The 26,088-nt window shown below is 70.0% G+C and carries 26 protein-coding genes and 1 pseudogene; 21 read left to right on the forward strand and 6 right to left on the reverse strand.

Features of this window, described 5'->3' with window-relative positions; all coding sequences use genetic code 11:
* Positions 1 to 32: 32 nt before the first annotated feature.
* Complete coding sequence (locus R2B67_RS30405) at positions 33 to 704, reverse strand: response regulator (RefSeq protein ID WP_030570198.1); 672 nt, start codon at positions 702 to 704, stop codon at positions 33 to 35.
* Between the two features lie 9 nt (positions 705 to 713).
* Positions 714 to 1,559, reverse strand: coding sequence for a RecB family exonuclease (locus tag R2B67_RS30410; protein WP_317824993.1), 846 nt, complete (start codon positions 1,557 to 1,559; stop codon positions 714 to 716).
* 177 nt (positions 1,560 to 1,736) lie between these two features.
* On the opposite strand from R2B67_RS30410, the gene R2B67_RS30415 reads away from it, so the two are divergent.
* The 3 genes from R2B67_RS30415 to R2B67_RS30425 all read left to right on the forward strand — a co-directional run bounded on the left by R2B67_RS30415 (position 1,737) and on the right by R2B67_RS30425 (position 4,736).
* Positions 1,737 to 2,987: a site-2 protease family protein gene (locus R2B67_RS30415; protein WP_317822479.1), complete on the forward strand. Its 1,251-nt coding sequence runs from the start codon at positions 1,737 to 1,739 to the stop codon at positions 2,985 to 2,987.
* Positions 2,988 to 3,030: 43 nt separating this feature from the next.
* On the forward strand, positions 3,031 to 3,948 hold the full coding sequence (locus tag R2B67_RS30420; protein ID WP_018515359.1) for a tRNA (adenine-N1)-methyltransferase: 918 nt from the start codon (positions 3,031 to 3,033) through the stop codon (positions 3,946 to 3,948).
* Positions 3,949 to 4,166: 218 nt separating this feature from the next.
* Positions 4,167 to 4,736: a hypothetical protein gene (locus R2B67_RS30425; RefSeq protein ID WP_317824994.1), complete on the forward strand. Its 570-nt coding sequence runs from the start codon at positions 4,167 to 4,169 to the stop codon at positions 4,734 to 4,736.
* Positions 4,737 to 4,753: 17 nt separating this feature from the next.
* On the opposite strand, the gene R2B67_RS30430 is transcribed toward R2B67_RS30425, so the two are convergent.
* On the reverse strand, positions 4,754 to 5,065 hold the full coding sequence (locus tag R2B67_RS30430; RefSeq protein WP_317822481.1) for a ferredoxin: 312 nt from the start codon (positions 5,063 to 5,065) through the stop codon (positions 4,754 to 4,756).
* A gap of 240 nt (positions 5,066 to 5,305) precedes the next feature.
* On the opposite strand from R2B67_RS30430, the gene arc reads away from it, so the two are divergent.
* The 6 genes and pseudogenes from arc to prcA all read left to right on the forward strand — a co-directional run bounded on the left by arc (position 5,306) and on the right by prcA (position 11,205).
* Positions 5,306 to 7,072 (forward strand): proteasome ATPase, encoded by a 1,767-nt coding sequence (gene arc, locus R2B67_RS30435; RefSeq protein ID WP_026242082.1) that lies wholly within the window; start codon positions 5,306 to 5,308, stop codon positions 7,070 to 7,072.
* Between the two features lie 234 nt (positions 7,073 to 7,306).
* Positions 7,307 to 8,818, forward strand: coding sequence for a depupylase/deamidase Dop (gene dop / locus R2B67_RS30440; protein WP_317822483.1), 1,512 nt, complete (start codon positions 7,307 to 7,309; stop codon positions 8,816 to 8,818).
* 129 nt (positions 8,819 to 8,947) lie between these two features.
* Positions 8,948 to 9,166: a ubiquitin-like protein Pup gene (locus R2B67_RS30445; RefSeq protein WP_018515354.1), complete on the forward strand. Its 219-nt coding sequence runs from the start codon at positions 8,948 to 8,950 to the stop codon at positions 9,164 to 9,166.
* A gap of 153 nt (positions 9,167 to 9,319) precedes the next feature.
* Positions 9,320 to 9,506 (forward strand): annotated as a pseudogene (locus R2B67_RS30450) (endonuclease domain-containing protein); the annotation flags it as partial.
* Positions 9,458 to 10,303, forward strand: coding sequence for a proteasome subunit beta (gene prcB, locus R2B67_RS30455; protein ID WP_026242117.1), 846 nt, complete (start codon positions 9,458 to 9,460; stop codon positions 10,301 to 10,303). The pseudogene R2B67_RS30450 and the gene prcB, both read left to right, overlap by 49 nt.
* Positions 10,304 to 10,362: 59 nt before the next feature.
* On the forward strand, positions 10,363 to 11,205 hold the full coding sequence (gene prcA / locus R2B67_RS30460; protein WP_237325028.1) for a proteasome subunit alpha: 843 nt from the start codon (positions 10,363 to 10,365) through the stop codon (positions 11,203 to 11,205).
* A 52-nt stretch (positions 11,206 to 11,257) separates the two neighbouring features.
* Here prcA and R2B67_RS30465 read toward each other — a convergent pair whose 3' ends face one another.
* Complete coding sequence (locus R2B67_RS30465; RefSeq protein WP_317822487.1) at positions 11,258 to 12,295, reverse strand: LacI family DNA-binding transcriptional regulator; 1,038 nt, start codon at positions 12,293 to 12,295, stop codon at positions 11,258 to 11,260.
* Positions 12,296 to 12,427: 132 nt separating this feature from the next.
* Here R2B67_RS30465 and R2B67_RS30470 point away from each other — a divergent pair, with 132 nt between their 5' ends.
* The 12 genes from R2B67_RS30470 to R2B67_RS30525 all read left to right on the forward strand — a co-directional run bounded on the left by R2B67_RS30470 (position 12,428) and on the right by R2B67_RS30525 (position 24,484).
* A complete protein-coding gene (locus tag R2B67_RS30470) occupies positions 12,428 to 13,687 on the forward strand; it encodes an MFS transporter (RefSeq protein ID WP_317822489.1) in 1,260 nt (419 codons plus the stop codon).
* A 9-nt stretch (positions 13,688 to 13,696) separates the two neighbouring features.
* Positions 13,697 to 15,058 carry a Pup--protein ligase gene (gene pafA, locus R2B67_RS30475; RefSeq protein ID WP_026242080.1) on the forward strand — a complete coding sequence of 454 codons (1,362 nt, stop codon included), beginning with the start codon at positions 13,697 to 13,699 and terminating at the stop codon, positions 15,056 to 15,058.
* Positions 15,059 to 15,188: 130 nt separating this feature from the next.
* Positions 15,189 to 16,127: an FKBP-type peptidyl-prolyl cis-trans isomerase gene (locus R2B67_RS30480; protein ID WP_018515348.1), complete on the forward strand. Its 939-nt coding sequence runs from the start codon at positions 15,189 to 15,191 to the stop codon at positions 16,125 to 16,127.
* A gap of 43 nt (positions 16,128 to 16,170) precedes the next feature.
* A complete protein-coding gene (locus R2B67_RS30485) occupies positions 16,171 to 16,542 on the forward strand; it encodes an FKBP-type peptidyl-prolyl cis-trans isomerase (protein ID WP_317822492.1) in 372 nt (123 codons plus the stop codon).
* A 141-nt stretch (positions 16,543 to 16,683) separates the two neighbouring features.
* Positions 16,684 to 17,637 (forward strand): helix-turn-helix transcriptional regulator, encoded by a 954-nt coding sequence (locus R2B67_RS30490; protein ID WP_018515346.1) that lies wholly within the window; start codon positions 16,684 to 16,686, stop codon positions 17,635 to 17,637.
* 12 nt (positions 17,638 to 17,649) lie between these two features.
* Entirely contained in the window at positions 17,650 to 18,603 is a 954-nt protein-coding gene (locus tag R2B67_RS30495; RefSeq protein ID WP_317822494.1) for a helix-turn-helix transcriptional regulator, read from the forward strand.
* A 23-nt stretch (positions 18,604 to 18,626) separates the two neighbouring features.
* Positions 18,627 to 18,911 (forward strand): hypothetical protein, encoded by a 285-nt coding sequence (locus R2B67_RS30500; RefSeq protein WP_030570238.1) that lies wholly within the window; start codon positions 18,627 to 18,629, stop codon positions 18,909 to 18,911.
* Positions 18,912 to 18,943: 32 nt separating this feature from the next.
* On the forward strand, positions 18,944 to 19,141 hold the full coding sequence (locus tag R2B67_RS30505) for a hypothetical protein (protein ID WP_018515343.1): 198 nt from the start codon (positions 18,944 to 18,946) through the stop codon (positions 19,139 to 19,141).
* A gap of 217 nt (positions 19,142 to 19,358) precedes the next feature.
* The gene (gene tatA, locus R2B67_RS30510) at positions 19,359 to 19,655 is read left to right on the forward strand and encodes a Sec-independent protein translocase subunit TatA (protein ID WP_018515342.1); all 297 of its coding nucleotides are present in this window, start codon (positions 19,359 to 19,361) and stop codon (positions 19,653 to 19,655) included.
* 49 nt (positions 19,656 to 19,704) lie between these two features.
* Positions 19,705 to 20,670, forward strand: coding sequence for a twin-arginine translocase subunit TatC (gene tatC / locus R2B67_RS30515; protein WP_317822496.1), 966 nt, complete (start codon positions 19,705 to 19,707; stop codon positions 20,668 to 20,670).
* Between the two features lie 19 nt (positions 20,671 to 20,689).
* Positions 20,690 to 21,580, forward strand: a complete 891-nt coding sequence (locus R2B67_RS30520) for a diacylglycerol kinase (protein ID WP_317822497.1) — start codon at positions 20,690 to 20,692, stop codon at positions 21,578 to 21,580.
* A 63-nt stretch (positions 21,581 to 21,643) separates the two neighbouring features.
* Positions 21,644 to 24,484, forward strand: coding sequence for a DEAD/DEAH box helicase (locus R2B67_RS30525; RefSeq protein ID WP_317822499.1), 2,841 nt, complete (start codon positions 21,644 to 21,646; stop codon positions 24,482 to 24,484).
* Positions 24,485 to 24,582: 98 nt separating this feature from the next.
* Here the strand turns inward: R2B67_RS30525 and R2B67_RS30530 are convergent, their stop codons facing one another.
* Together R2B67_RS30530 and R2B67_RS30535 are read right to left on the reverse strand one after the other, a co-directional pair.
* Entirely contained in the window at positions 24,583 to 25,050 is a 468-nt protein-coding gene (locus tag R2B67_RS30530; RefSeq protein WP_317822501.1) for an SPW repeat protein, read from the reverse strand.
* Between the two features lie 204 nt (positions 25,051 to 25,254).
* Positions 25,255 to 25,902, reverse strand: coding sequence for a fasciclin domain-containing protein (locus tag R2B67_RS30535; RefSeq protein ID WP_237325020.1), 648 nt, complete (start codon positions 25,900 to 25,902; stop codon positions 25,255 to 25,257).
* Between the last annotated feature and the right edge of the window lie 186 nt (positions 25,903 to 26,088).

The raw sequence follows: 26,088 nt of genomic DNA on the forward strand, positions 1-26,088 counted from the left end.
GTGCGGGCCGGACGGCTTTTGTGCGGCGGCTGTTACTGCGCTCCCGGACGCACCAGGCCGCTCTCGTACGCGTACACCGCGGCCTGCACCCGGTCGCGCAGGCCCAGCTTCGTCAGCACATGGCCCACATGCGTCTTGACCGTCGTCTCGCTGACGAACAGGTCCGCCGCGATCTCCGCGTTGGACAGGCCCCGCGCCACCAGCTTCAGGACCTCCACCTCCCGGTCCGTCAGCGTGTGCAGGGCGTCCGGGACCGGATCCTCGCCCGAGGGCAGGTGGTCCGCGTACTTGTCGAGGAGCCGGCGCGTGATGCTCGGGGCGAGCATCGCCTCACCCGCCGCCACCACCCGGATCGCCTGGACCAGCTCGTTGGCCGGGGCGTCCTTCAGCAGGAAGCCGCTCGCGCCGGCGCGCAGCGCCTCCACCACGTACTCGTCGAGATCGAACGTGGTCAGCACCAGCACCTTCGCCGGGCCGTCCTTGCCGGGGCCGGTGATCTGGCGGGTGGCCTCCACCCCGTCCATCCGCGGCATCCGGATGTCCATCAGCACCACATCGGGCTGAAGCGCCCGCACCTGGTCGATGGCCTGCAGACCGTCACCGGCCTCACCCACCACCGCCAGATCGCCCTCTGCCTCCAGGATCATCCGGAAACCGGTGCGCAGCAGAGGCTGGTCGTCGACCAGTAGGACGCGGATCGCCACGGGAACTCCTTAACGGCCCTCAAGAGCCACGGGTCGGCCGGCCTCGGCCCGGACCGGTCCCATTCTGCCTTGATCATCCTCGCCCGACTCCGCCGGGCGGATCGACAGCGGATACACCGGGGGAGTCCCGCCGAATTCCGGACACACCGCCTGGTGATCGCACCAGCCGCACAGCTTCGTCGGGCGCGGCCGCCAATCGCCGGTCCGCGTCGCCAGGTCGATCGCCTCCCAGAGCGCGAGCAGCTTGCGCTCCACCCGCTCCAGGTCCGCCACCACCGGGTCGTACGTCAGCACATCGCCGCTGCCCAGATAGACCAGCTGGAGGCGGCGCGGCACGATCCCCTTCAGCCGCCAGATCACCAGCGCGTAGAACTTCATCTGGAAGAGCGGGCCCTCGGCGTACTCCGGCCGCGGCGCCTTCCCCGTCTTGTAGTCGACGATCCGCACATCCCCGGTCGGCGCCACATCGATCCGGTCGATCACCCCGCGCAGCCGCAGCCCCGACTCCAGCTCCGTCTCGACGAAGAGCTCCCGCTCGGCCGGCTCCAGACGCGTCGGGTCCTCCAGCGAGAACCACCGCTCCACCAGCCGCTCCGCCTCACCCAGCCAGCGCGACAGCCGCTCGCCCTCGGCGTCGTCGGCGAACAGCTCGCCCAGCTCCGGCTTCGTCTCCAGCAGCCGGTCCCACTGGCCGGGAATCAGCGCCCGCGCCCGGGGTGCCGTACGGTCCGCCGCCGGGGCGTCGAAGAGCCGCTCCAGCACCGCATGGACCAGCGTGCCCCGGGTAGCAGCCTCGCTGGGCTTCTCCGGCAGTTTGTCGATGACCCGGAAGCGGTAGAGCAGAGGGCACTGCATGAAATCGCTCGCCCGCGACGGCGACAGAGATGTGGGCGGCTGCGGCGGCCGGGGCACGGTGCTCATGTCTCACGACCCTACGGCCCGCCACTGACAACCGGCGGCATACCATCGACGGCAGACCATCCCAGACAGCATCATCGTGGCGCAGGCCACGTACCGAACCGAAGGGACCCCGTGGACGAGAGCGGCGACAGCGGGCGGCCGCAGCCCGGCGCAGGGGGAACGGACCCCTCCGCCGCCCCCGGCAGCGGCAAGCCGAAACGGCCCGCTGATCCGGGCGGCGGCCTGCTCATGGGCCGTCCCTTCGGAGTGCCCGTGTACGTGGCGCCCAGCTGGTTCGTCGTCGCCGCGCTGATCACCTGGGTCTTCGGAGGCCAGCTCGACCGGGTGCTGCCCGAACTCGGCGGCGCCCGCTATCTCGTCGCCCTGTTCTTCGCGATCGCCTTCTACGCCTCCGTACTCGTCCACGAACTGGCCCACACGGTCGCCGCCCTGCGCTACAAGCTCCCCGTCCGCCGCATCCAGCTCCAGTTCTTCGGCGGCGTCTCCGAGATCGAGAAGGAGACCGAGACCCCCGGCCGCGAGTTCATCCTCGCCTTCGTCGGCCCCCTCCTCTCCCTCGTCCTCGGCGGTGTCTTCTACGGCGCGATGCGGTTCGTCGAGCCCGGCACCGTCCCCGGCGTCCTGATCGCCGGCCTGATGATCTCCAACCTCATCGTGGCCGCCTTCAACCTGCTGCCCGGCCTGCCCCTCGACGGCGGCCGGATGCTCCGCGCCATCGTGTGGAAGATCACCGGCAAGCCCATGAGCGGCACCATCGCCGCCGCCTGGGTCGGCCGGGGCCTCGCCGTCACCGTCCTCATCGGCCTGCCGCTGCTCACCCACACCGGTGCGCTCGGCACCGCCAACGAGGACATCGGCGGTGTGGAGACCGTCATGGACGCCCTGCTCGCCGCGATCCTCGCCGGCATCATCTGGACCGGCGCCGGGAACAGCCTGCGCATGGCCCGGCTCCGCGAGCACCTGCCCGACCTGCGGGCCCGCACCCTCACCCGGCGCGCCGTCCCCGTCGAGTCCGCCACCCCCCTCTCCGAGGCGCTGCGCCGGGCCAACGAGGCGGGCGCCCGCGCGCTGGTCGTCGTCGACGGACAGGGCAACCCCAAGGGCGTCGTCCGCGAGGCCGCCATCGTCGGCGTCCCCGAACACCGCCGCCCCTGGGTCGCCGTCAGCGGCCTCGCCCAGGACCTCACCGACGGCATGAAGGTCCCCGCCGAACTCGCCGGCGAAGCCCTCCTGGACCGGCTCAAGGCCACCCCGGCCACCGAGTACCTGGTGATCGAGGAGACCGGCGAGATCTACGGCGTCCTCTCCACCGCCGACGTGGAGCGCGCCTTCGTCAAGGCCATGGCCCGCCCCGAGTCCTGAAGGCCCCGGAAAAGGGCCCCTGAAACACCGGTACGCTGGTCACATGTCTGAACCGACCGGTGCCGCCCGCCGACGTGGGCCCTTCAAGGTCGGGGACCAGGTCCAGCTCACCGACCCCAAGGGACGCCACTACACCTTCACGCTCGAAGCCGGGAAGAACTTCCACACCCACAAGGGTTCTTTCCAGCACGACGAGCTGATCGGTGCTCCCGAGGGCAGTGTTGTCCGAACCACGGGAAACGTCGCCTACCTCGCGCTGCGGCCCCTGCTCCCCGACTACGTCCTCTCCATGCCCCGCGGCGCCGCCGTGGTCTACCCCAAGGACGCGGGGCAGATCCTGGCCTTCGCGGACATCTTCCCCGGCGCCCGCGTCGTGGAGGCCGGGGTCGGATCCGGCTCGCTCTCCACCTTCCTGCTGCGCGCCATCGGTGAGCAGGGCATGCTGCACTCCTACGAGCGCCGCGAGGACTTCGCCGAGATCGCCCAGCAGAACGTCGAGCGCTACTTCGGCTCGCCGCACCCCGCCTGGCAGCTGACCGTCGGAGACCTCCAGGACAACCTCTCCGACACCGACGTCGACCGCGTCGTGCTGGACATGCTCGCCCCCTGGGAGTGCCTGGAGGCCGTCTCCAAGGCCCTGGTGCCCGGCGGCATCCTCTGCGCCTACGTCGCCACCACCACCCAGCTCTCGCGCACCGTCGAGTCCATCCGCGAGATCGGCTGCTTCGCCGAACCGCAGCCCTGGGAGTCGATGATCCGCAACTGGCACGTCGAGGGCCTGGCCGTCCGCCCCGACCACCGGATGATCGGCCACACCGGCTTCCTGGTCACCGCCCGCCGGCTCGCGGACGGCGTCGAGCCGCCGCTGCGCCGCCGCCGCCCCTCCAAGGGCGCCTACGGCGAGGACTACGACGGACCGGGCAGCCAGAGCCGCGGAGGCTCCGCCGCCGACCGCGGCTGACCCGCCCAACGAACCGGCGCCGCCGCGCAGTTCCCCGACCGACCGGGGAACTGCGCGGCGGCGCCTTCGCGTTGCCCCCGGGCGCGAGCCCTGGCGGTGAAACCGGCGCACACCCCGCCGTTCCCCCGGCGTGTGAGGTGTGGCACGATGCTGGCCACCCCTCGGGGGCGGGCCCGCCCCCGCCCCGGGCTCCCAGGAACCACATGGAGACACACCGCGTGCAGACCTCCGCGCTCCCGGACCTCGCGCACACCGCCACGAAGCCGGTGCACTGGCTCGCCACGGCCGCGGCCATGGCCGGCGTCGTCGCCCTGGCCGGGCTGCTCCAGCCCCGTACGGCCACCGCCACCGCCACGGCCCCGGAGAAGCGGACCACCACGCCCGTGGCCGCCCCGGACCCGGCGACGGTGGACTTCCCCCTGGAGTGCGGCGGCGCCGGGACCACCGTGGCGAAGCAGGCCCCCGGAGACCTCGACGGCGACGGGCGGCCGGAAACCGTCGCCGTGGTCCACTGCGACGCGGGCTCGGGGACCCCGCCGAGCGGCATCTACGTCCTGACGCAGCGGAGCGGGGCCGCACCGAGGGTCGTGGCGACCCTGGTGGACCCCGCTGACAGGAAGACCGTCGGGGAGTTCGCCGTACGCGAGGGGCGCGTCTCGGCGACCCTGCTCGGCTACTCCTCGCTGGAGGTGCCCCGCTGCTGCCCCGACCAGGAGGAACAGGCCTCCTGGCGGTGGAAGGGCCATGCCTTCGTCCGCACCTCGGGAGACCTCGCGCGCAGCGTCTGAGCGGCTGCCCGTACGGGTCAGGCCGCGTCCGGCCCGTACACCTCGACGTTGTCCTTCACGCGCCGCACGTGGATGCAGTCCCCGGGGCACTCCTTGGCCGAATCCACCACATCCTGGAGGAGCGGCAGCGGCACCGGTGTGGTGGCCCCCGGGTCCTGCAGCAGCTCGTCGTCCGAGCTCTTCACGTACGCCAGGCCGTCGATGTCCAGCTCGAAGACCTCCGGCGCGTACTGCACGCAGATGCCGTCGCCCGTACAGAGGTCCTGGTCGATCCAGACCTCCAGGTCCTGCGTGTCACTGTCGCCCGGCGAGTCCTGCTGCACGGTCATGCTTCCTGCCGTTCCTGCGTATCCGAACCAATTGGAGCCAGCTCTGACGGGTGTTGAACGCTTCGACGATACAACCGGCGGCTTTCCGATGCCGAAGGGTGGGTATTCCCTTGACGTGAGGGAGAGCGCAAGGGTGAAGATCGGACACACCCCGCAGTCTTTGTGATCTAGGGGTTTCAATCACCACCAGCCCAGGTAGGGTCAGGAAGCGTCCAGCTCCCCATGGAGGAGGTGAGGACCGTGGCAGCCCACGACGACGACATCAACCGCGGCATCCGGCCCGCGCGAGGGTCAGAAGACCCGGCCGGCCAGGTTGCCTATCTCGAGCAGGAAATCGCCGTCCTGCGACGTAAGCTCGCCGACTCTCCGCGTCATACGAGGATTCTCGAAGAGCGGATCGTCGAGTTGCAGACGAATCTGGCAGGCGTGTCCGCTCAGAACGAGCGGCTCGCCAACACGCTCCGTGAGGCGCGTGACCAGATCGTGGCGCTCAAGGAGGAGGTCGACCGGCTCGCACAGCCGCCGGCCGGCTTCGGAGTGTTCCTGCAGGCCAACGAGGACGGCACCTGCGACATCTTCACCGGGGGCCGCAAGCTCCGGGTGAACGTGTCCCCCAGCGTCGAACTGGAGGACCTCCGGCGCGGCCAGGAGGTCATGCTCAACGAAGCGCTCAACGTGGTCGAGGCCATGGAGTTCGAGCGGGCCGGGGACATCGTCACCCTCAAGGAGATCCTTGAGGACGGCGAGCGCGCCCTGGTGGTCGGGCACACCGACGAGGAGAGGGTGGTGCGGCTCGCCGAGCCGCTGCTGGACATCACCATCCGCTCCGGTGACGCCCTGCTGCTGGACTCCAGGTCCGGTTACGTCTACGAGGTGGTCCCCAAGAGCGAGGTCGAGGAGCTCGTCCTCGAAGAGGTTCCGGACATCGACTACGACAAGATCGGCGGTCTGGGCGACCAGATCGAGCTGATCCGCGACGCGGTCGAGCTCCCCTACCTCCACCCCGACCTCTTCAAGGAGCACGAACTGCGACCGCCGAAGGGCATCCTGCTCTACGGTCCGCCCGGCTGCGGCAAGACGCTCATCGCCAAGGCCGTCGCCAATTCGCTCGCCAAGAAGGTCGCCGAGGTGACCGGGCAGCCCGCGGGGAAGAGCTACTTCCTCAATATCAAGGGCCCCGAGCTCCTCAACAAGTACGTCGGCGAGACCGAGCGGCACATCCGCCTGGTCTTCCAGCGTGCGCGGGAGAAGGCGAGCGAGGGCACCCCCGTCATCGTCTTCTTCGACGAGATGGAATCCCTCTTCCGCACCCGCGGCAGCGGCGTCAGCTCGGACGTGGAGAACACCATCGTCCCGCAGCTGCTCGCCGAGATCGACGGTGTGGAGGGTCTGGAGAACGTCATCGTCATCGGCGCCTCCAATCGCGAGGACATGATCGACCCCGCCATCCTGCGACCCGGCCGACTCGATGTGAAGATCAAGATCGAGCGTCCGGACGCCGAGGCAGCGAAGGACATCTTCGCGAAGTACCTGACCCCGTCGCTCCCGCTGCACGCGGACGACCTCTCCGAGCACACCGGCTCGCGGGAGGCCGCCGCCCACGCCATGATCCAGTCGGTCGTGGAGCGGATGTACACGGAGTCCGAGGAGAACCGCTTCCTCGAGGTCACGTACGCCAACGGCGACAAGGAAGTCCTGTACTTCAAGGACTTCAACTCCGGCGCGATGATTCAGAACATCGTCGACCGGGCAAAGAAAATGGCCATCAAGGCATTCCTCGAACACCAGCAGAAGGGTCTGCGCGTCTCTCATCTCCTCCAGGCCTGCGTGGATGAGTTCAAGGAGAACGAGGACCTGCCCAACACCACCAACCCGGACGACTGGGCCAGGATTTCCGGTAAGAAGGGTGAGCGGATCGTCTTCATCCGCACACTCGTCACCGGAAAGCAGGGCGCGGACACCGGGCGCTCCATCGACACGGTGGCCAATACCGGCCAGTACCTGTAATACGCCGACCGGCTGCGGATGCCTGGAGGGGCATCCGCAGCCGGTCGTTTTCCCCCGTTCCGGCCACACCGGAACAATGTCGTAATTGATCTCCCCACCGGCGCAGAGGCGCTCTAGGCTCTGCGGTACCGCCGAGTCGCGCAGTGCGGTGACGGGCACCGCATACGCACCGGACAAGCAGCGGTACTTGAGCGTCGCTCCCGGACGGGACCGACGCCGGGCAAGGAGGGCCGCATGACCGTACGGCGAGTAATGGGCATCGAGACGGAGTACGGGATCTCCGTCCCCGGCCACCCCAACGCCAATGCCATGCTCACCTCGTCCCAGATCGTCAACGCCTACGCGGCGGCGATGCACCGGGCGCGCCGCGCCCGCTGGGACTTCGAGGAGGAGAATCCGCTGCGTGACGCGCGAGGCTTCGACCTCGCCCGTGAGACCGCCGACTCCAGCCAGCTCACCGACGAGGACATCGGCCTGGCCAATGTGATCCTCACCAACGGTGCCCGGCTCTACGTCGACCACGCGCACCCCGAATACAGCTCGCCGGAGATCACCAACCCGCTCGACGCGGTGCTCTGGGACAAGGCCGGCGAACGGATCATGGCCGAGGCCGCCGAGCGGGCCGCCGCCATCCCCGGCGCCCAGCCGATCCACCTCTACAAGAACAACACCGACAACAAGGGCGCCTCCTACGGCACGCACGAGAACTATCTCATGCAGCGGGAGACCCCGTTCTCGGACATCGTGCGCCATCTGACGCCGTTCTTCGTCTCCCGCCAGGTCGTCACCGGCGCGGGGCGGGTCGGCATCGGCCAGGACGGCCACGAGCACGGCTTCCAGATCAGCCAGCGCGCCGACTACTTCGAGGTCGAGGTCGGCCTGGAGACCACGCTCAAGCGCCCCATCATCAACACCCGGGACGAGCCCCACTCCGATGCGGAGAAGTACCGCCGGCTCCATGTGATCATCGGCGACGCCAACCTCTCGGAGATCTCGACCTATCTGAAGCTCGGCACCACGTCCCTGGTGCTGTCCATGATCGAGGACGCCTTCATCACCGTCGACCTCGCCGTCGACCAGCCCGTCCGCACGCTGCACCAGGTCTCGCACGACCCGGACCTGCGCCAGCTGATCACGCTCCGCAGCGGCCGGACACTCACCGCTGTCCAGCTCCAGATGGAGTACTTCGAGCTGGCCCGCAAGTATGTGGACGAGCGGTTCGGCACCGACGCCGACGACCAGACCAAGGACATCCTGACCCGCTGGGAGGACACGCTCAACCGGCTGGAGACCGACCCGATGAGCCTGGCCGGTGAGCTGGACTGGATCGCCAAGCGGGAGCTCATGGAGGGCTACCGCCGCCGCGACTCGCTCGACTGGGACGCCCCCCGGCTGCATCTGGTCGACCTCCAGTACGCCGACGTACGCCCCGACAAGGGGCTCTACAACCGTTTGGCGGCCCGTGGGCGGATGAAGCGGCTGCTGGACGAGGACGACGTCACCAGGGCCCGTACGAAGCCTCCGGAGGACACCCGGGCCTATTTCCGGGGCCGCTGTCTGGAGCAGTACGCCGACGACGTGGCGGCCGCCTCCTGGGATTCGGTCATCTTCGACCTGCCGGACCGCGACTCGCTCCAGCGGGTGCCGACCCTGGAGCCGCTGCGGGGCACCAAGGAGCACGTCAAGGACCTCCTCGACCGCTGTCGTACGGCGGATGAGCTGGTCCGCACGCTCTCGGGCGGCTGAAAGGGGTCCGGGCTGGGAATCAATCACCCGAGGCCCGGACGTTGAACAACTACCGGGCCAAATGTCGGACCTCGTGGGTAGGGTCTGATCAAGAGCTGCGATTGCTTCGAACCGAGCGGGGTGAGCTACATGGCGACCAAGGACACCGGCGGCGGACAGCAGAAGGCCACGCGTTCCACCGAGGAGACCGAGGAGCAGGCGCAGGACGCGCAGGCGTCCGAGGACCTCGCGGAGCGCCAGGAGAAGCTGAGCGACGATGTCGACTCGGTCCTGGACGAGATCGACGACGTCCTCGAAGAGAACGCCGAGGACTTCGTCCGGTCCTTCGTTCAAAAGGGTGGACAGTAGTTCACGAGTGTGAACGCCCGGTAGGTCCCGGGCGACCGTGTTGAACCGGGGGAGACGGGGTGACGGCGACCGCCACGGCGGTCGCCGTCACCCCGCTCGCCAACCGGAGGAGCGCCACCGGTCCGCGAGCGCGGGATCTGCGCAGATCCCTTCGCCGAACATGTGGATCACCGCCTCGAGGCGGGTAGGGTCCGTGGCGTACGTTGCTTCAACTGCAATCCGGCCATCGGCAAGTTGGGGGATGATCCTGACTCTCTTGCGCAGGGCCATCGCATACCTGGAGGGAAACGCGTGGAAGCCAACACTCGTAGCACCGGGCGTCTACCAGCTGCCTTCCTGACGCCGGGTTCGTCCTCGTTCATGGACTTCCTGTCCGACCAGTCGCCCGAGATGCTCCCGGGCAACCGGAGCCTGCCGCCGCTCCAGGGGGCCATCGAGGCACCGCACGGGACGACCATCGTCGCGGCGTCCTTCCCCGGTGGCGTCGTCCTGGCCGGTGACCGGCGCGCCACCATGGGCAACATGATCGCGCAGCGCGACATCGAGAAGGTCTTCCCGGCCGACGAGTACTCGGCGGTGGGCATCGCCGGCACCGCCGGACTGGCCGTGGAGATGGTCAAGCTGTTCCAGCTGGAGCTGGAGCACTTCGAGAAGGTCGAGGGCGCCCAGCTCTCCCTGGAGGGCAAGGCCAACCGGCTCTCCACCATGATCCGCTCCAACCTGGCCATGGCCATGCAGGGCCTCGCCGTGGTCCCCCTCTTCGCGGGGTACGACGTCGACCGCGACAAGGGCCGCATCTTCTCCTACGACGTCACCGGCGGCCGCTCCGAGGAGAACGGCTACGCCGCCACCGGCTCCGGGTCGATCTTCGCCCGCGGCTCCATGAAGAAGCTCTACCGCGAGGACCTGACGGAGGAGCAGGCCCTCACCCTGGTCGTGCAGGCGCTGTACGACGCCGCGGACGACGACTCGGCGACCGGCGGCCCGGACGTGGCCCGCCGCATCTACCCGATCGTCACCGTCATCACCGACGAAGGCTTCCGGAGGCTGACCGACCAGGAGTCCTCCGAGATCGCGCGCTCCATCCTGGAGCGCCGACTGGAGCAGCCCGACGGCCCGCGCGCCGCGCTGCTCTGACCCGGACTCCGAGCCTTTTTCCGATGCACTCGTCACTGACAGGAAGGGACGGATAGCCGGTGTCGACGCCGTTCTATGTCTCACCCCAGCAGGCCATGGCCGACCGGGCGGAATACGCCCGCAAGGGCATCGCCCGTGGTCGCAGCCTCGTTGTGCTGCAGTATGCCGACGGCATTGTCTTCGTCGGCGAGAACCCGTCCCGCGCGCTGCACAAGTTCAGCGAGATCTATGACCGGATCGGCTTCGCCGCCGCCGGCAAGTACAACGAGTACGAGAACCTCCGCATCGGCGGCGTGCGCTACGCCGACCTGCGCGGATACACCTACGACCGCGACGATGTGACGGCCCGTGGGCTGGCCAACGTCTACGCGCAGACGCTCGGCACCATCTTCTCCAGCGCGGCCGAGAAGCCCTACGAGGTGGAGCTGGTCGTCGCCGAGGTCGGGTCCGCGCCCGAGGGCGACCAGATCTACCGGCTGCCGCACGACGGTTCGATCGTGGACGAGCACGGCTCGGTCGCGGTCGGCGGCAACGCCGAGCAGATCAGCAGCTTCCTGGACCAGCGCCACCGCGACGGCATGACGCTCGCCGAGGCGCTCAAGCTGGCCGTCCAGGCGCTCTCCCGCGAGCCGGGCGGCGGGGAGCGGGAGATCCCCGCCGAGCGCCTCGAAGTCGCGGTGCTGGACCGTACGCGGCCCCAGCAGCGCAAGTTCAAGCGGATCGTCGGCCGCCAGCTGACCCGGCTGCTCGACGCGGAAGCGGCGAGCGCCACCCCGACGGACGCCCCGTCCGACGTGGAGGACGCCGATACCCCGGAGGCCGGCTCCTCGGAGACCGCCACCCCGGAGAACCGTACCCCCGGCACCGGCACCGGGAACGCGCCCGACTCCACCGAGGAGTAGACGGAACGCACCCCGCAGATGCCCCCAGGCCCCGCCGGCCTGGGGGCATCCGTCATGTCCGGGAGGCGGCGGGCGGCGGGGCCGTGGAGCCCCGTACGACCAGCTGGACCGGCAGGCTGCCCGGCTCGGCGGGGCGGCCCTCCAGTACGGCGAGCAGCGCCTCCATGCCCCGCTCGCCGACCTGCTCGGCGGGCAGCCGTACGGTGGTGAGCTCCGGCTCGACGGCGGTGGCCAGCGCCAGGTCGTCGAAGCCGGTGACCGAGAGATCGTCCGGCACCCGCAGCCCGAGCCGGCGGGCCGCCTTGCAGGCCCCGGCCGCCAGGATGTCGTCGTCGCAGACGACCGCGGTGGGCCGCTCCCCGGCGACCGCCAGCGCCTGCTCGGCCGCCTGGCGCCCGGCCCGTACGTCGAGCGGGGACCGTACGGTTCGGACCGTGGCGTTGGGCACCGCGCCCACCGCGTCCCGCAGCGCCTGCGCCCGGACCGCGAACGTCCACGTGTCCACGGCGGACGCCAGATGCACGAACCGGCGGTGGCCGAGGCCCAGCAGATGCTCCGTCACCTGGCGCATGCCGTCGGCGATGTCCAGGTTCACGTGGGCCGCGGCGTCCGTGCCGGCCGGGTCGCTGTCCAGCATCACCAGAGGCAGGTCGGCCCCGTGCAGGGCGCTCAGCGCGTCGGAGGCCATCGAGGAGGCGATCACCCCGTCCAGGGCGGCGCGGGCGGAGGCGAACGGGGCCCGGGCCGGTCCCGTGCCGTCCGGTGAGGGGTAGAGCACCACGCCGAAGTCGTGCTCGGCTGCGACGGCGGCGGCCCCGGTGTAGACCCGGGCGAAGAACTCGTTGGTGAGGGCGGGGACCACCAGCAGTGCGGTCCTGGTGCGGCCGAGGCGCAGATTGCGGGCGGCCAGATTGGGCCGGTAGCCCAGCTCCGCCGCATGGTCCCGGACCCGCTGGGCGGTGGCCTCGGACACCCGGCCCGGCCACTTCTCGCCGAGCACCAGGGAGACCGTCGCCTGCGAGACGCCCGCCGCACGGGCCACGTCGCGGCTGGTGGGCCGGGGCGGGGCGGGCTGGTGGGGGTCGGTCACTCGGGCCTCCGTGCGGGGTGTTTCCGTGACGCCGCGAGGTGGACCCGCGGACTGCGGACATGGTACGTATGAACCTCGACGTTATACGTAAAACCTCGGGTGGCGGCAGCCGCCCGGCGGAAAGGGGCGGGAATGGCCGCGGGATATCTGGACATCCTCCGGGCGCGGCATGCCGCCCGGCTGCTGACGGGCACGCTGGTGGGACGGCTGCCCAACGGCACCGCACACATCGCGATCGTGCTCTTCACCCGAGCCGAGGGCGGCAGCTACACGCTGGCCGGCGCGCTGGCCGCCGCGTACGGGCTCGCCACCGCCGTCGGACAGCCGCTGCTCGGCCGGGCCGTCGACCTGTACGGGCAGCCGCGTGTCCAGCTCCCCGCCGCCGTGCTCTCCGCGCTCGGCATGGTCCTGTTCGCCGTCGCAGGCCTCGGCTCGCTGCCGCTGGCGTACGCGGCCGTCGTCGTCGCCGGAGTCGCCACACCGCCCCTGGAGGGCGGTCTGCGGGCCCTGTGGCCCAGCGTGCTGAAGCGCGAGGACCAGGTGCACCGGGCGTACGCCCTGGACGCAGTGGCGCAGGAGATCATGTTCACCGTCGGGCCGCTCCTGGTGACGCTCCTCGTCTCGCTCTGGTCCCCGGCCGCCGCCCTGCTCGTCATCAACGCCATAGGCGTCCTGGGCGCGCTGTCGGTCGTCCTGTCTGAGCCCTCCCGCACCTGGCGCTCCGCACCCCGCGAGGCGCACTGGCTCGGCGCCCTGCGCTCGCCCGGACTCCTCGCCCTGCTCGGCACGTTCTTCTTCGTGGGGCTCGCGCTCGGCTCCATCACGGTGGCCGGTGTGGCCTACGCGGACGACCACGGCCGCGAGTCGGTGTACGGCTGGCTGATGGCCGCGCTCGGCCTCGGCGCCCTGATCGGGGGCCTGGGCTACGGGGCGCGGCAGTGGGCCGGTGCGCCCGAGCGGCGGCTGCGCGTCATCGTCGGCCTCCTGGCCCTGGGCTACCTGCCGTTGACGCTCACCCCCTCGGTCCCGGTCATGACCGCGCTGGCCGCCCTCGCCGGAGTCTTCCTCGCCCCGGCCATCGCCTGCTCGTTCATCGTGGTGGACCGGCACGCGCCGCGCGGCACGGTGACCGAGGCGTTCTCCTGGCTCGTGACCACTTTCGGCGTCGGCGCGGCAGCCGGAACGGCCGTCGCGGGACCGGCCGTGGAGCTCGGCTCGACCGCCTGGAGCTTCGGCGTGGCGGGGGTCGGCGGAGTCCTCGCCCTGGTGGTCCTGCTGGCCACGGGGAAGGTCCTCGCAGCTCCCGTACGGGACCCTGCCGTCGTGACCGGATCGGAAAATGATCGAAACGGTGCTGTCGAACCCGGTTTCAGCACCGGCCGTAAGGCGTAATGTTCAGTCATGGACCGCCGCATTTTCGGGCTGGAGAACGAGTACGGCGTCACGTGCACGTTCAGGGGACAGCGCCGACTGTCACCTGACGAAGTGGCGCGCTACCTCTTCCGCCGTGTTGTGTCATGGGGCCGCAGCAGCAATGTCTTTCTGCGGAACGGCGCCCGCCTCTACCTCGACGTGGGATCGCATCCGGAATATGCAACCCCCGAATGCGACAACGTGACCGAACTGGTCACGCACGACAAAGCGGGCGAGCGCATTCTCGAAGGCCTGCTCGTCGACGCCGAACGCCGCCTGCACGAGGAGGGAATCGCGGGCGACGTCTATCTCTTCAAGAACAACACCGACTCAGCGGGAAACTCCTACGGGTGCCACGAGAACTACCTCGTCGCCCGGCACGGGGAATTCTCCCGGCTCGCGGACATCCTCATCCCCTTCCTCGTCACCCGGCAGCTCATCTGCGGCGCGGGCAAGGTGCTCCAGACGCCGCGCGGAGCCGTCTACTGCGTCAGCCAGCGTGCCGAGCACATCTGGGAGGGCGTCAGCTCCGCGACCACCCGCTCCCGGCCGATCATCAACACCCGTGACGAACCGCACGCCGACGCGGAGCGGTACCGCCGCCTCCACGTCATCGTCGGTGACTCGAACATGTCCGAGACGACCATGCTGCTCAAGGTCGGCGCCACCGACCTGGTGCTCCGCATGATCGAGGCGGGCACCGTGATGCGCGACCTGACCCTGGAGAACCCGATCCGGGCCATCCGCGAGGTCAGCCACGACCTCACCGGCCGGCGCAAGGTGCGCCTGGCCAGCGGCCGCGAGGCCTCGGCCATCGAAGTCCAGCGGGAGTACTACGAGAAGGCCGTGGACTTCGTCGAGCGCCGGGGCATCCGCACCGGCACCGTCGACCAGGTCCTGGAGCTGTGGGGCCGCACGCTCGACGCCATCGAGGCCGAGGACCTCGACCGGATCGACACCGAGATCGACTGGGTCATGAAGTACAAGCTCATCGAGCGGTACCGGGCCAAGCACAACATGACCATGTCGAACCCGCGGGTCGCCCAGATAGACCTCGCCTACCACGACATCCACCGTCGCCGCGGGTTGTTCTACCTCCTGGAGAGGAAGGGCCAGACCGCCCGCATCTGCAACGACCTGAAGATCTTCGAGGGCAAGTCCGTGCCCCCGCAGACCACCCGGGCGCGGCTGCGCGGCGACTTCATCCGCCGGGCCCAGGAGCAGCGGCGGGACTTCACCGTCGACTGGGTCCACCTCAAGCTCAACGACCAGGCGCAGCGCACGGTGCTCTGCAAGGACCCGTTCCGGTCCGTGGACGAGCGCGTGGAGAAGCTGATCGCGGGCATGTGAGCGGCGCCGGGGCACCCCCTCGGCAGGCTGTGGCGTGACAAGGCCCCGTACGTGTTCCTCGTACGGGGCCTTGCGCACGGCCTAGAGTGGTTCGGACTAACCACAGTGCCCCCTGAGATCTGAGGAACCAGTGCGCCGAATTGCCGGCCTTCTCGTCGCCCCCCTCCTGCTGCTGTCGGCAGTGGCCTGCGGCAGCGACGACAAGGCCTCCGACTCCGCCTCGTCCAAGAACGGCGTGCCCGCGATCACCGCGGGCGCCAAGGTCGGCGAGAAGCCCACCATCTCCAAGGGCGAGGGAGACCCGCCCAAGGAGCTGAAGACCGAAGTCATCAGCGAGGGCGACGGTGCGAAGCTCAAGAACGGCGACGCGATCCAGGTCAACTACCTCGGTCAGTCGTGGGACTCCGACAAGCCGTTCGACAACAGCTTCGACCGCAAGCAGCCCTTCGACCTGACGCTCGGCGCGGGCATGGTCATCCAGGGCTGGGACAAGGGTCTCGTCGGCCAGAAGGTCGGCAGCCGCGTCGAGCTGGTCATCCCGCCGGAGCTCGGCTACGGCGAGCAGGGCCAGGGCGACATCAAGCCGAACGCCACCCTCGTGTTCGTCGTCGACATCCTGAAGGCCACCCAGATCCCGGCCACCGCCAAGGGCACCGAGGTCGCCCAGGACAACATCGACCTGCCCAAGGTCGGCGTGAAGACCGACGGCAAGGCCCCGACCGTCACCATCCCCAAGGGTGACCCGCCGAAGAAGCTGGTCTCCAACTACGTCCTGGAGTCCGACGGCGAGGTCGTCAAGGAGTCCGACAGCGTCGTGGTGAACTACGTCGGCATGATCTGGAAGGGCGCCAAGGAGTTCGACAACACCTACTCCACCGGCAAGACCCAGACCTTCCCGCTGTCGCAGGTCACCCTCAAGGGACTCAAGACCGGTCTGATCGACAAGAAGGTCGGCAGCCGCGTCCTCCTCGTCATCCCGCCGGACCAGGCCTTCGGCGACCAGCAGCAGCAGGCGATCCCGAAGAACTCCACGCTGGTCTTCGCCGTGGACATCCTCGCCAAGGTGTAAGACTGTCCCGGTTGCCCAGTTCATCATTTTGAGGAGCAGTTCAGTGAGCATCGAGAAGCCCGAGATCGACTTCCCGGGTGGCGAGCCGCCGGCCGACCTGGAGATCAAGGACATCTGGGAGGGCGACGGCCCCGTCGCCAAGGCCGGCGACCAGGTCAAGGTCCACTACGTGGGCGTGGCCTTCTCCACCGGCGAGGAGTTCGACGCCTCCTGGAACCGCGGTACGCCGCTGGCCTTCAACCTCGGTGCCGGCCAGGTCATCGCCGGCTGGGACAAGGGCGTCCAGGGCATGAAGGTCGGCGGCCGCCGCCAGCTGACCATCCCCGCGCACCTCGCGTACGGCGACCGCGGCGCGGGCAGCGCGATCGCCCCGGGCGAGACGCTGATCTTCGTCTGCGACCTGGTCTCGGTCTGATCCGTTCCGGACGCGCGCGAGTGAGGGCCCCCACCACACCGGTGGGGGCCCTCACCGCTGTCCGGCCCACGGGCCCGCTTTGGTCCCGACACCCCGGGGCGGTACGGTCGACGGTCGTAGAGCACAAGAGAAAGGGCGTCGATGGCGATTGCCAAGGCCGAGCGGTTGATGAACCTCGCGCTGTGCCTGCTGGGGACCCGGCGCCCGCTCAGCAAGCGCGAGCTGCGCGGCTCCATCGAGGCCTACCTCGAAGCGGGCTCCGACGACTCATTCAACCGGATGTTCGAGCGCGACAAGGACGATCTGCGCGAGCTCGGCCTCGTCATCGAGACCGTCGAGAACCTCGACGGCGACACCGGCTACCTGGCCCGCCGCGACAGCAACCGGCTGCCCCCCATCACCCTGGACGCCGAGGAGGCCGCAGCCCTCGGCCTCGCCGCCAAGGTCTGGCAGCAGGCCCGCCTCGCCGGGGCCGCCAGCGGCGCCCTGCAGAAGCTGCGCGCGGCCGGGATGCCCGAGGCCGAGGACGCGTACGAGGTGCACAGCGCCCTCGAACCCCGCATCCCCGTCCACGAGGCCGCCTTCGAACCCCTGATGCTCGCCTGCCGCGACCGCCGCCCGGTCACCTTCGACTACCGCAAGGCCAACTCCGCCGCCCCCGTGCAGCGCCAGGTCGAACCCTGGACCCTGGAGTGCTGGCGCGGCCACTGGTACCTCGCCGGCTGGGACCGGGGCCGCGGCGCCGAACGCGTCTTCCGGCTTTCCCGCATCACCGGCAAGGTCCGCTCCCGCAACGGGGCCTTCACCGCCGAGGTGCCCGACGTCGTCACGGTCCGCGAGACCGTCGAGAGCTGGGCCGGCGAGACCGCAACCCGCACCGCCCGGATCAGGCTCCGCGCCGGATCCGGCTACCCGCTGCGTTCGCGGGCCATATCCGTCCATGAGCGCGGGGACGGCTGGGACGAGCTGGAGATCCCGTACGGACACGGGCTGGATGCCTGGCTCGTCGAGTTCGGGCCGGACGTCGTCGTGGAGGAACCCGCCGATCTGCGGGCCGATGTGGTGGACCGGCTGCGCGCCGTGGCCAAGGACTAGGGGACAGCGACCATGGCCACGAACGCGATCGACCAGACCCGCCGGATGCTCTCCCTGGTGACGTACCTCCGTGAGCGCCCCGGCGCCCACGTCCAGGACGTGGCCCGGGCCTTCGGGATCACCGAGGACGAGCTGATCTCGGACCTCGACGTGCTCCCCATGTGCGGGACCAGCTTCCGCGGCGGCGACCTCCTCGACATCGACACCGACGGCGATCGGATCTGGTGGCACAACCCGGACGACGTCGCCGAGCCGCTCCGGCTCGCCGCCGACGAGGCCACCGCGCTGCTCGTCGCCGCGCGCGCCGTCGCCACCCTGCCCGGACTGCGCGAGAGCGACCGGGAGGCCCTGCTCCGCGCCACCGCCAAGCTGGAGGCGGCGGCCGGGGAGTCCGGCGCGGCCAGCTCCCGGCTCTCGGTGACCTTCGAGGCGGAGGGCGGCGTCTTCGCCGACGTCGACCGGGCCATCTCCGAGCGCCGCCGCCTCTGGCTGCGCTACTACTCGCCCGCCCGCGACGAGCTCACCGAACGCGAGGTCGACCCGATCCGGCTCTTCGCCGTCGGCCACACCTACATGGAGGGCTGGTGCCGGCTCTCCGAGGCCCGCCGGACCTTCCGTCTGGACCGGGTCGCCGAGATCCGCCTCCTCGACGCCCCCGCCGAGGCGCCGGAACTGGAGCTGCGCGACCTCTCCGAAGGACTGGTCCAGCCGGCCGCCGAGGACCCCGAGGTCGTCATCGAGGTCGGCACCGGCGGCCGCTGGGTCGCCGAGTACTACCCGCACGACTGTGCCGAGGAACTCCCCGACGGCGGTCTCCGCATCACCCTGCGCACCCCCGACCCGGCATCGCTGCGCCGTCTCGCCCTCCGCCTCGGCGGCGAGGGCCGCATCGTCTCCCCGCCGGAGCTCGCCGAGAGCGCCCGGACGGCGGCCCGTGAGGCGCTCGCCGCCTACGACACGGTCTGAGCCGGGCCCGGAGGGGAGACCAGATGAACCCGACGTACCTCACGCCGGCCGCCGTCCGTACGGGGCCGGTCCCGGTCCCCGTACCCGCCGCCGTACGGTTCCGGGCCGCCTGCCCCGACTGCCGCGGGCGCTTCGAGCTCGCGGCCGGCGCGCTGCGGCTGGCCATAGGCGCCACCAGCCGCACCACCTTCTACACCTTCACCTGCCCGGAGTGCGCGGCCCCGGTCCGCAAGCCCGCCGGGGAACGCATCATCGAACTGCTCACCGGCGGCGGCGTACGGACCCTGCGCCTGCACGCCACCCCGTAGCCCCCCACGCCCGTAGGAAGAGGCACCGCCGCATGTTCTGGCCCATGCTCGCCATCGCCCTGGGATTCCTGGGGGTCGCCGTCCTCGGCGTACTGGCCATCAAGGTCTTCGTCGAGGTGCAGCGCCTCGGCCGTCAGGTCACCACCACCACCGAGCGGATCAACCAGGCGTCGGAAGACCTCGAACGGGCGGCGACGCGCCTCGCGGCCACCGGCGACAGCCTGCGGTAGGAGGCCCGCGGCCTGATGTCCGAGAGCGCCGAAGGGTACGCTGCATGGGTCGGCCCAGGCAGGGAGGTGCGGGCCGCAAGCCGCAGGACGCACGGGCATTGCCTCGCGTTTACCCCTGCGGGTTACGATCGCTGCCAAGCGCAACGATCGGACGTATGCCCGGTCGAACGGGTAGCGAGCCCACCCTCCAGCCGCCTCAGTGAGAAGGAAGTCGCACATGATCGGCAACCTGAAGCCCCTCGAGATCATTCTGATCATCGCCGTCATCCTGCTGCTCTTCGGTGCCAAGAAGCTTCCCGACATGGCGCGTTCGCTCGGCAAGTCGGCCCGCATCCTCAAGAGCGAGGCCAAGGCGATGAAGAAGGACGACGCGGCGGCCGCCACGCCCACGACGGAGACCGTTGCGGACCCGGCTCCTCCGCAGTCCACCACCGCGCGCACCATCCAGGCCGCTCCGGGTGACGTCACCAGCTCCCGCCCGGTCAACGAGCCCAAGCCCACCACCCAGGCCTGACCGCTGACGCACTTCGCCGACAGCCGCCGCACGAGACGAGGGAAGTGGGTTGCTCAAGTCTGCCCGCAAGCAGGAGAAGGACGACGAGGGGCGGATGCCTCTCCTCGATCACCTGCGTGAGCTGCGTAACCGGCTGCTGAAGGCCGTGCTGGCGATCGTCGTCGTGATGATCGTCGCGGCGTTCTACCAGAAGGAGATCTACGAGTTCCTTCTGGCTCCTATCCAGGAATCCGTCGGCTGCAAGAACGGCGTCGTCACCACGGTCGACGGCAAGTCCTGCGCGCTGCTGAAGACCGACACCCTGATCGGGCCGTTCACCAACGCGCTCAAGGTCGCGCTGATGTCCGGTGTGCTGCTGGCCACCCCGGTCTGGCTGTACCAGCTGTGGGCCTTCGTCGCCCCGGGTCTGCACAAGGGCGAGAAGCGCTACGCCTACGCCTTCGCCGTCGTCGGCGCACCGCTCTTCCTGGCCGGTGGCTACCTCGCCTACGCGATCCTGCCGCAGACCGCCGAGATCATGCTCGGGTTCAGCCCCGACGATGTGCAGAACCAGATCGGGCTCGACAGCTATCTGGATCTGCTCGTCCGCATGGTGATCGTCTTCGGTCTCGCCTTCGAACTGCCCCTGCTGCTCATCGCGCTGAACATGACGGGCCTCATCACCGGCAAGCGGATGCTCGGCTGGTGGCGCGGGATGATCGTCGGCCTCACCGCCTTCGCGGCCATCGCGACCCCCGGTGGCGAGCCCGTCTCGATGCTCCTCCTCGCAGGCCCGCTCGCGGTGCTCTACTTCATCGCCGTCGGCTTCTCCCTGCTGAACGACAAGCGGCGCAACCGCAAGAACCCCGACGCCGAGCTCAGCGACGACGAGGCATCCGAGCTCGATCTGACGCCGGAGCCGGTCGGCGGGATCGAGCCCGTGGCGGCCCCGCGCAGAGCGCTTCCGGAGCAGGCGTCCGGTGACGCGGACGGCTCCCGATCGCACCGGCTCAACGGTTACGACGACATCACCTGACCTTGTAGGGTCCGGAAGGGTGACCAGCGAGATCACCCTCTTCGTCAATCCCACCGCAGGACGCGGCCGGGGCGCGCACGCCGCGCAGCCGGCCGCTTCCGCGTTGCGGGACGCCGGATTCTCCGTCCGTACGGTCCTTGGCGAGGACGCCGACGACGCCCTGCGCCGGGCCCGCGAGGCCGTCGCGGCGGGGACCGGGGCACTGATAGCCGTGGGCGGGGACGGGCTGATGTCCCTCGCCCTCCAGGCCGTCGCAGGGACGGCCACCCCGCTGGGCGTCGTCGCCGTCGGCACCGGCAACGACTTCGCCCGCGCGCTGGGCCTGCCGATACGTGATCCGGCCGCCGCCGGTGCGCTGGCCGCGCGGATGCTCAAGGAGGGCGGTCACCGGGACATCGACCTCGGGCGGGCCGGGGAGCGGTGGTTCGGGACGGTGCTCGCCTCCGGGTTCGACTCGCGGGTCAACGACCGGGGCAACCGGATGCGCTTCGTCGGCGGCCGGTTCAAGTACGACCTCGCGATCCTCGCCGAACTGGCCGCCTTCAAGCCCATCCCGTACCGCATCCGGCTCGACGGCGGCCAGGTGCGCGAGATCGAGGCGACGCTGATCGCGGTGGGCAACGGGACGACGTACGGCGGCGGCATGCGGATCTGCGCCGAGGCGGCGATGGACGACGGACTCTTCGACGTGACCGTGGTGGGGGAGTGCTCCCGCGCCACCCTCCTCAAGGTGTTCCCGAAGGTTTACAAAGGCACGCATCTGAGCCACCCCGCCGTCACCGTGCACCGGGTCGCCTCGATCGAGCTGGCGGCGGCCGGCGTCACGGCGTACGCGGACGGTGAGCCGCTGGGCGCGCTGCCGCTCACGGCGACCTGTGTACCGGGTGCCGTACAGGTGCTGGCGGGGTGAAGGGCCAAGGGGATTTAAAGATCGGGCTGACTGTCAGAGGTGACGGGTAGGCTCGTATGCAAGATGACAGAGGACCTCTCACCAGCTGAGCGATACCAGGCATCCCGCGCCCGTGCGGCCGAGATGGCGACGGCCCTCGGGCCCTTCCGGGAGATGTACGAGTTCGGACTGGACCCGTTCCAGATCGAGGCCTGCCAGGCCCTTGAGGCGGGCAAGGGGGTGCTGGTCGCGGCCCCGACGGGGTCGGGGAAAACGATCGTCGGCGAGTTCGCCGTGCACCTGGCCCTAGAGCAGGGCCGCAAATGCTTCTACACCACGCCGATCAAGGCGCTCTCCAACCAGAAGTTCGCCGATCTGGTCAAGCGGTACGGCGCGGACAAGGTCGGCCTGCTGACCGGCGACAACAGCGTCAACTCCGAGGCGCCGGTCGTCGTGATGACCACCGAGGTCCTGCGGAACATGCTGTACGCGGGCTCGCAGTCGCTCTCCGGCCTCGGTTATGTGGTCATGGACGAGGTGCACTACCTCTCCGACCGCTTCCGTGGCGCGGTGTGGGAAGAAGTGATCATCCACCTGCCGGAGTCGGTGACACTGGTGTCGCTGTCGGCGACCGTCTCCAACGCCGAGGAGTTCGGCGACTGGCTGGACACCGTGCGCGGCTCCACCGAGGTGATCGTCTCCGAGCACCGGCCCGTGCCGCTCTGGCAGCACGTCATGGCCGGACGCAGGATGTACGACCTCTTCGAGGAGGCCACCGACCACGGGGGCCGCGGCGCCGGACGCCGTGAGGTCAACCCGGACCTGGTCCGTCTCGCCCGCCAGGAGAACCAGCAGGGGTACAACCCCCGCGACCGCCGCCGGGGCAAGATGATCCGGGAGGCCGACCGCGAGCGCGAGCGGCGCCAGCGCAGCCGCATCTGGACGCCCGGCCGGCCCGAGGTCATCGAGCGGCTGGACAACGAGGGCCTGCTGCCCGCCATCACGTTCATCTTCAGCCGGGCCGGCTGCGAGGCCGCCGTCCAGCAGTGCATGTACGCCGGGCTCCGGCTCAACGACGAGGACAAGCGCCGGCTGGTGCGCGAGATCGTCGAGGAGCGGACCGCCTCCATCCCCGGCGAGGACCTGCACGTCCTGGGCTACTACGAGTGGCTCGAAGGGCTTGAGCGGGGCATCGCCGCCCACCACGCGGGCATGCTGCCGACCTTCAAGGAGGTCGTCGAGGAGCTGTTCGTACGGGGACTGGTCAAGGCGGTCTTCGCCACCGAGACCCTGGCGCTCGGCATCAACATGCCCGCGCGCTCCGTGGTGCTGGAGAAGCTCGTCAAGTGGAACGGCGAGCAGCACGCCGACATCACCCCCGGCGAGTACACGCAGCTCACCGGTCGGGCCGGGCGGCGAGGCATCGACGTCGAGGGCCACGCGGTGGTCCTGTGGCAGCGCGGCATGGACCCGACGGCACTGGCCGGGCTCGCGGGCACGCGTACGTATCCGCTGCGCTCCAGCTTCCGCCCCTCGTACAACATGGCCGTGAACCTGGTGCAGCAGTTCGGGCGGCACCGGTCGCGGGAGTTGCTGGAGACCTCGTTCGCCCAGTTCCAGGCGGACAAGTCGGTGGTCGGGATCTCGCGGCAGGTGCAGCGCAACGAGGAGGGCCTGGAGGGCTACAAGGAGGGCATGACCTGCCACCTCGGTGACTTCGAGGAGTACGCGCGGCTGCGCCGCGACCTCAAGGACCGGGAGACGGAGCTCGCCAAGCAGGGTGCGGCGCAGCGGCGGGCGGCGGCGGCCTCCTCGCTGGAGAAGCTGAAGCCCGGCGATGTCATCCATGTGCCGACGGGGAAGTTCGCGGGTCTTGCACTGGTGCTGGATCCGGGGCTGCCCGCCGGGCGGGCCAACGGGCACCGCGGGTTCGACCACCACGACGGGCCGCGTCCGCTGGTGCTGACCGCCGAGCGGCAGGTCAAGCGGCTGGCCTCGATGGACTTCCCGGTGCCGGTGGAGGCGCTGGACCGGATGCGGGTGCCGAAGTCGTTCAACGCGCGCTCGCCGCAGTCCCGGCGTGATCTGGCCTCCGCGCTGCGGACCAAGGCCGGGCACATCGTGCCCGACCGGCACCGCAAGGGGCGGGCGCCCGCCGCCGACGACCGCGAGATCCTCCGGCTGCGGAACGAGCTGCGCGCGCATCCGTGCCACGGGTGCGACGAGCGCGAGGACCACGCGCGGTGGGCCGAGCGCTACCACCGGCTGCAGCGGGACACGCGGCAGCTGGAGCAGCGGATCGAGGGGCGGACGAACACGATCGCCCGGACCTTCGACCGGATCGTCGCGCTCCTGACCGAGCTGGACTATCTCCGGGGCAACGAGGTCACGGAGAACGGGCGGCGGCTGGCCCGGCTCTACGGGGAGCTGGATCTGCTCGCCAGTGAGTGTCTGCGCGAGGGCGTGTGGGAGGGGTTGAACCCTGCCGAGCTTGCTGCTTGCGTCTCGGCGTTGGTCTTCGAGGCGCGGCAGGCCGATGACGCGGTCGCGCCCAAGCTGCCGTCCGGGCCCGCCAAGGTCGCCATGGGCGAGATGGTGCGGATCTGGGGGCGGCTGGACGCGCTGGAGGAGGACTTCAAGATCAACCAGACGGAGGGGGTCGGGCAGCGCGAGCCTGATCTCGGCTTCGCCTGGGCGGTCTACATGTGGGCCTCCGGGCGCACGCTGGACGAGGTGCTGCGCGAGGCGGAGATGCCGGCGGGGGACTTCGTACGGTGGTGCAAGCAGGTGATCGACGTGCTGGGGCAGGTGGCTGCGGCGGCTCCTCGGGAGGGGAGTGCGGGGGCGAGTTCTGTTTCCCGGAATGCTCGGAAGGCGGTCGATGCGGTGCTGCGGGGGGTTGTGGCGTACAGCTCTGTCGGCTGACGCGGCCCCTTCCCGAAACCGGGGCTCCGCCCCGGACCCCGCTCCTCAAACGCCGGAGGGGCTGGGGTGAGGCGGGGCTCCGTCCCGGACCCCGCTCCTCAAACGCCGGAGGGGCTGGATGTTGTGCGGCTTCTCATCGCCGCTCCGGCGCAGACCAGGCCCAGCAGTACCGTCAGGCCGCCGACGATGATGTTGTTGACGATCACTCCGGCGTCGGGGCTGCTCCCGACCACCCAGGTCGACACGATCACCCACGCACCGATCGCGCACATCGCCCAGCTCAGGCCGTACATGCGCTCCGGCATCATGGTGAAGCCGAGGGCCAGGACGGCGATCGCGATACCCATCACCAGGTTGTGCGTCACCAGGGCGGGCTGGCTGGCCGTGAAGTGGAGCACCCAGGGGGAGACGGCGCAGTAGAGGCCGACGAGGAACACCGGCGCGTCCACCAGGGCCACGTCGCGGCCGCCCATCATCCTGTCGTACCGTGCGCTCATTTCGGAGGCGTCGGGGTGGCCCGCCATGTCACCCCGGATGCCACTCCTGGCGTCTGAGACGTTGCTCATGAGATTTCGTCTCCTTCGGTCCTGCGGGCCCCGACGCCGTGCGGAGTGTGCGCCAGGCACCCATATGTCTATTCTGCTCTTATCTGTCCCTTATGTGCACCCCTGGATGTCCCGCTGTTCAGGCGTTCCGCGAGGGCGAGCAGACGACGAAGGGCGGTGGGCCGGGATTTCCCGCGGCCCACCGCCCTTGTCACGCCCGTGCGGCTACTTCGGGGGCATCAGGACCGAGTCGACGATGTACACCGTCGCGTTGGCGGTCGGGACGTTGCCGCAGACGACCTTCGAGGTGTCGTTCACGGTGTACTCCGTGCCCGAACCGGCCGTCGTCAGCTTGCTCTTCTCCAGCGTGTCGAAGGAGCCCTTCTCCAGCTGCTTCGGCGTCAGCTTCTCGCCCACCACGTGGTAGGTGAGGACCTTGGTGAGCTCGGCCTTGTCCGCCAGCAGCGCGTCCAGGTCGGCCTTCGGGATCTTGGCGAAGGCGTCGTTGGTCGGGGCGAACACCGTGATGTTCTCGGCGTTGTTCAGCGTGTCGACCAGACCGGCCTGCTTCACGGCGGTCACCAGCGTCGACAGCTCCGGGTTGTTCGACGCGGCCGTCGCGACCGGGTCCTTCGCCATGCCGTCGAACGAGCCCGCGCCGTCCTGCGGCACGGACGCACAGCCCGGGCCGAACGGCTTGTCCGTGGTCATGGAGTCGTCGGCCGAGGCGCTCGTCGACGCGGCCGCGCTGGGGGTCGAGCCCGCCGCCGAGTCCTTGGAGGAGTCGCCCGAGGAGCAGGCGGTCAGGGCCAGCGGCAGGACGGCCGCGGCGGCCACGGCGACGGCGGTGCGACGGAAGTGGAGGGTGTTCATGGTGTGTCTCCTGGATCGAAGGTACTGAGCGGGAGGGGAGGGGTGAACGGTGCTCAGGGGTGGGGGAGGGGGAGGGGTGGTGGCGAGAGGTGGTGCGGGGCGGCGTCCGGCGTTCCGCGATCCGATCCACGAGCCGTTCCGTGGTCCGTCTCCCAGCCGCGGGAGACGGACCCGGTGCCGGAGCCG

The organism is Streptomyces cyaneofuscatus (assembly GCF_033109485.1).
GTDB classification, from domain to species: Bacteria; Actinomycetota; Actinomycetes; order Streptomycetales; family Streptomycetaceae; genus Streptomyces; species Streptomyces cyaneofuscatus.

What these genes read in the sequence shown, in the direction of transcription:
- R2B67_RS30410 (WP_317824993.1), bottom strand. Translation starts at nt 1,559, where the DNA reads ATGCAGTGCCCTCTGCTCTACCGCTTCCGGGTCATCGACAAACTGCCG.
- R2B67_RS30420 (WP_018515359.1), top strand. Translation starts at nt 3,031, where the DNA reads ATGTCTGAACCGACCGGTGCCGCCCGCCGACGTGGGCCCTTCAAGGTC.
- R2B67_RS30430 (WP_317822481.1), bottom strand. Translation starts at nt 5,065, where the DNA reads ATGACCGTGCAGCAGGACTCGCCGGGCGACAGTGACACGCAGGACCTG.
- dop (WP_317822483.1), top strand. Translation starts at nt 7,307, where the DNA reads ATGACCGTACGGCGAGTAATGGGCATCGAGACGGAGTACGGGATCTCC.
- R2B67_RS30445 (WP_018515354.1), top strand. Translation starts at nt 8,948, where the DNA reads ATGGCGACCAAGGACACCGGCGGCGGACAGCAGAAGGCCACGCGTTCC.
- R2B67_RS30470 (WP_317822489.1), top strand. Translation starts at nt 12,428, where the DNA reads ATGGCCGCGGGATATCTGGACATCCTCCGGGCGCGGCATGCCGCCCGG.
- pafA (WP_026242080.1), top strand. Translation starts at nt 13,697, where the DNA reads ATGGACCGCCGCATTTTCGGGCTGGAGAACGAGTACGGCGTCACGTGC.
- R2B67_RS30490 (WP_018515346.1), top strand. Translation starts at nt 16,684, where the DNA reads ATGGCGATTGCCAAGGCCGAGCGGTTGATGAACCTCGCGCTGTGCCTG.
- R2B67_RS30495 (WP_317822494.1), top strand. Translation starts at nt 17,650, where the DNA reads ATGGCCACGAACGCGATCGACCAGACCCGCCGGATGCTCTCCCTGGTG.
- R2B67_RS30500 (WP_030570238.1), top strand. Translation starts at nt 18,627, where the DNA reads ATGAACCCGACGTACCTCACGCCGGCCGCCGTCCGTACGGGGCCGGTC.
- R2B67_RS30505 (WP_018515343.1), top strand. Translation starts at nt 18,944, where the DNA reads ATGTTCTGGCCCATGCTCGCCATCGCCCTGGGATTCCTGGGGGTCGCC.
- tatA (WP_018515342.1), top strand. Translation starts at nt 19,359, where the DNA reads ATGATCGGCAACCTGAAGCCCCTCGAGATCATTCTGATCATCGCCGTC.
- R2B67_RS30525 (WP_317822499.1), top strand. Translation starts at nt 21,644, where the DNA reads ATGACAGAGGACCTCTCACCAGCTGAGCGATACCAGGCATCCCGCGCC.
- R2B67_RS30530 (WP_317822501.1), bottom strand. Translation starts at nt 25,050, where the DNA reads ATGAGCAACGTCTCAGACGCCAGGAGTGGCATCCGGGGTGACATGGCG.
- R2B67_RS30535 (WP_237325020.1), bottom strand. Translation starts at nt 25,902, where the DNA reads ATGAACACCCTCCACTTCCGTCGCACCGCCGTCGCCGTGGCCGCCGCG.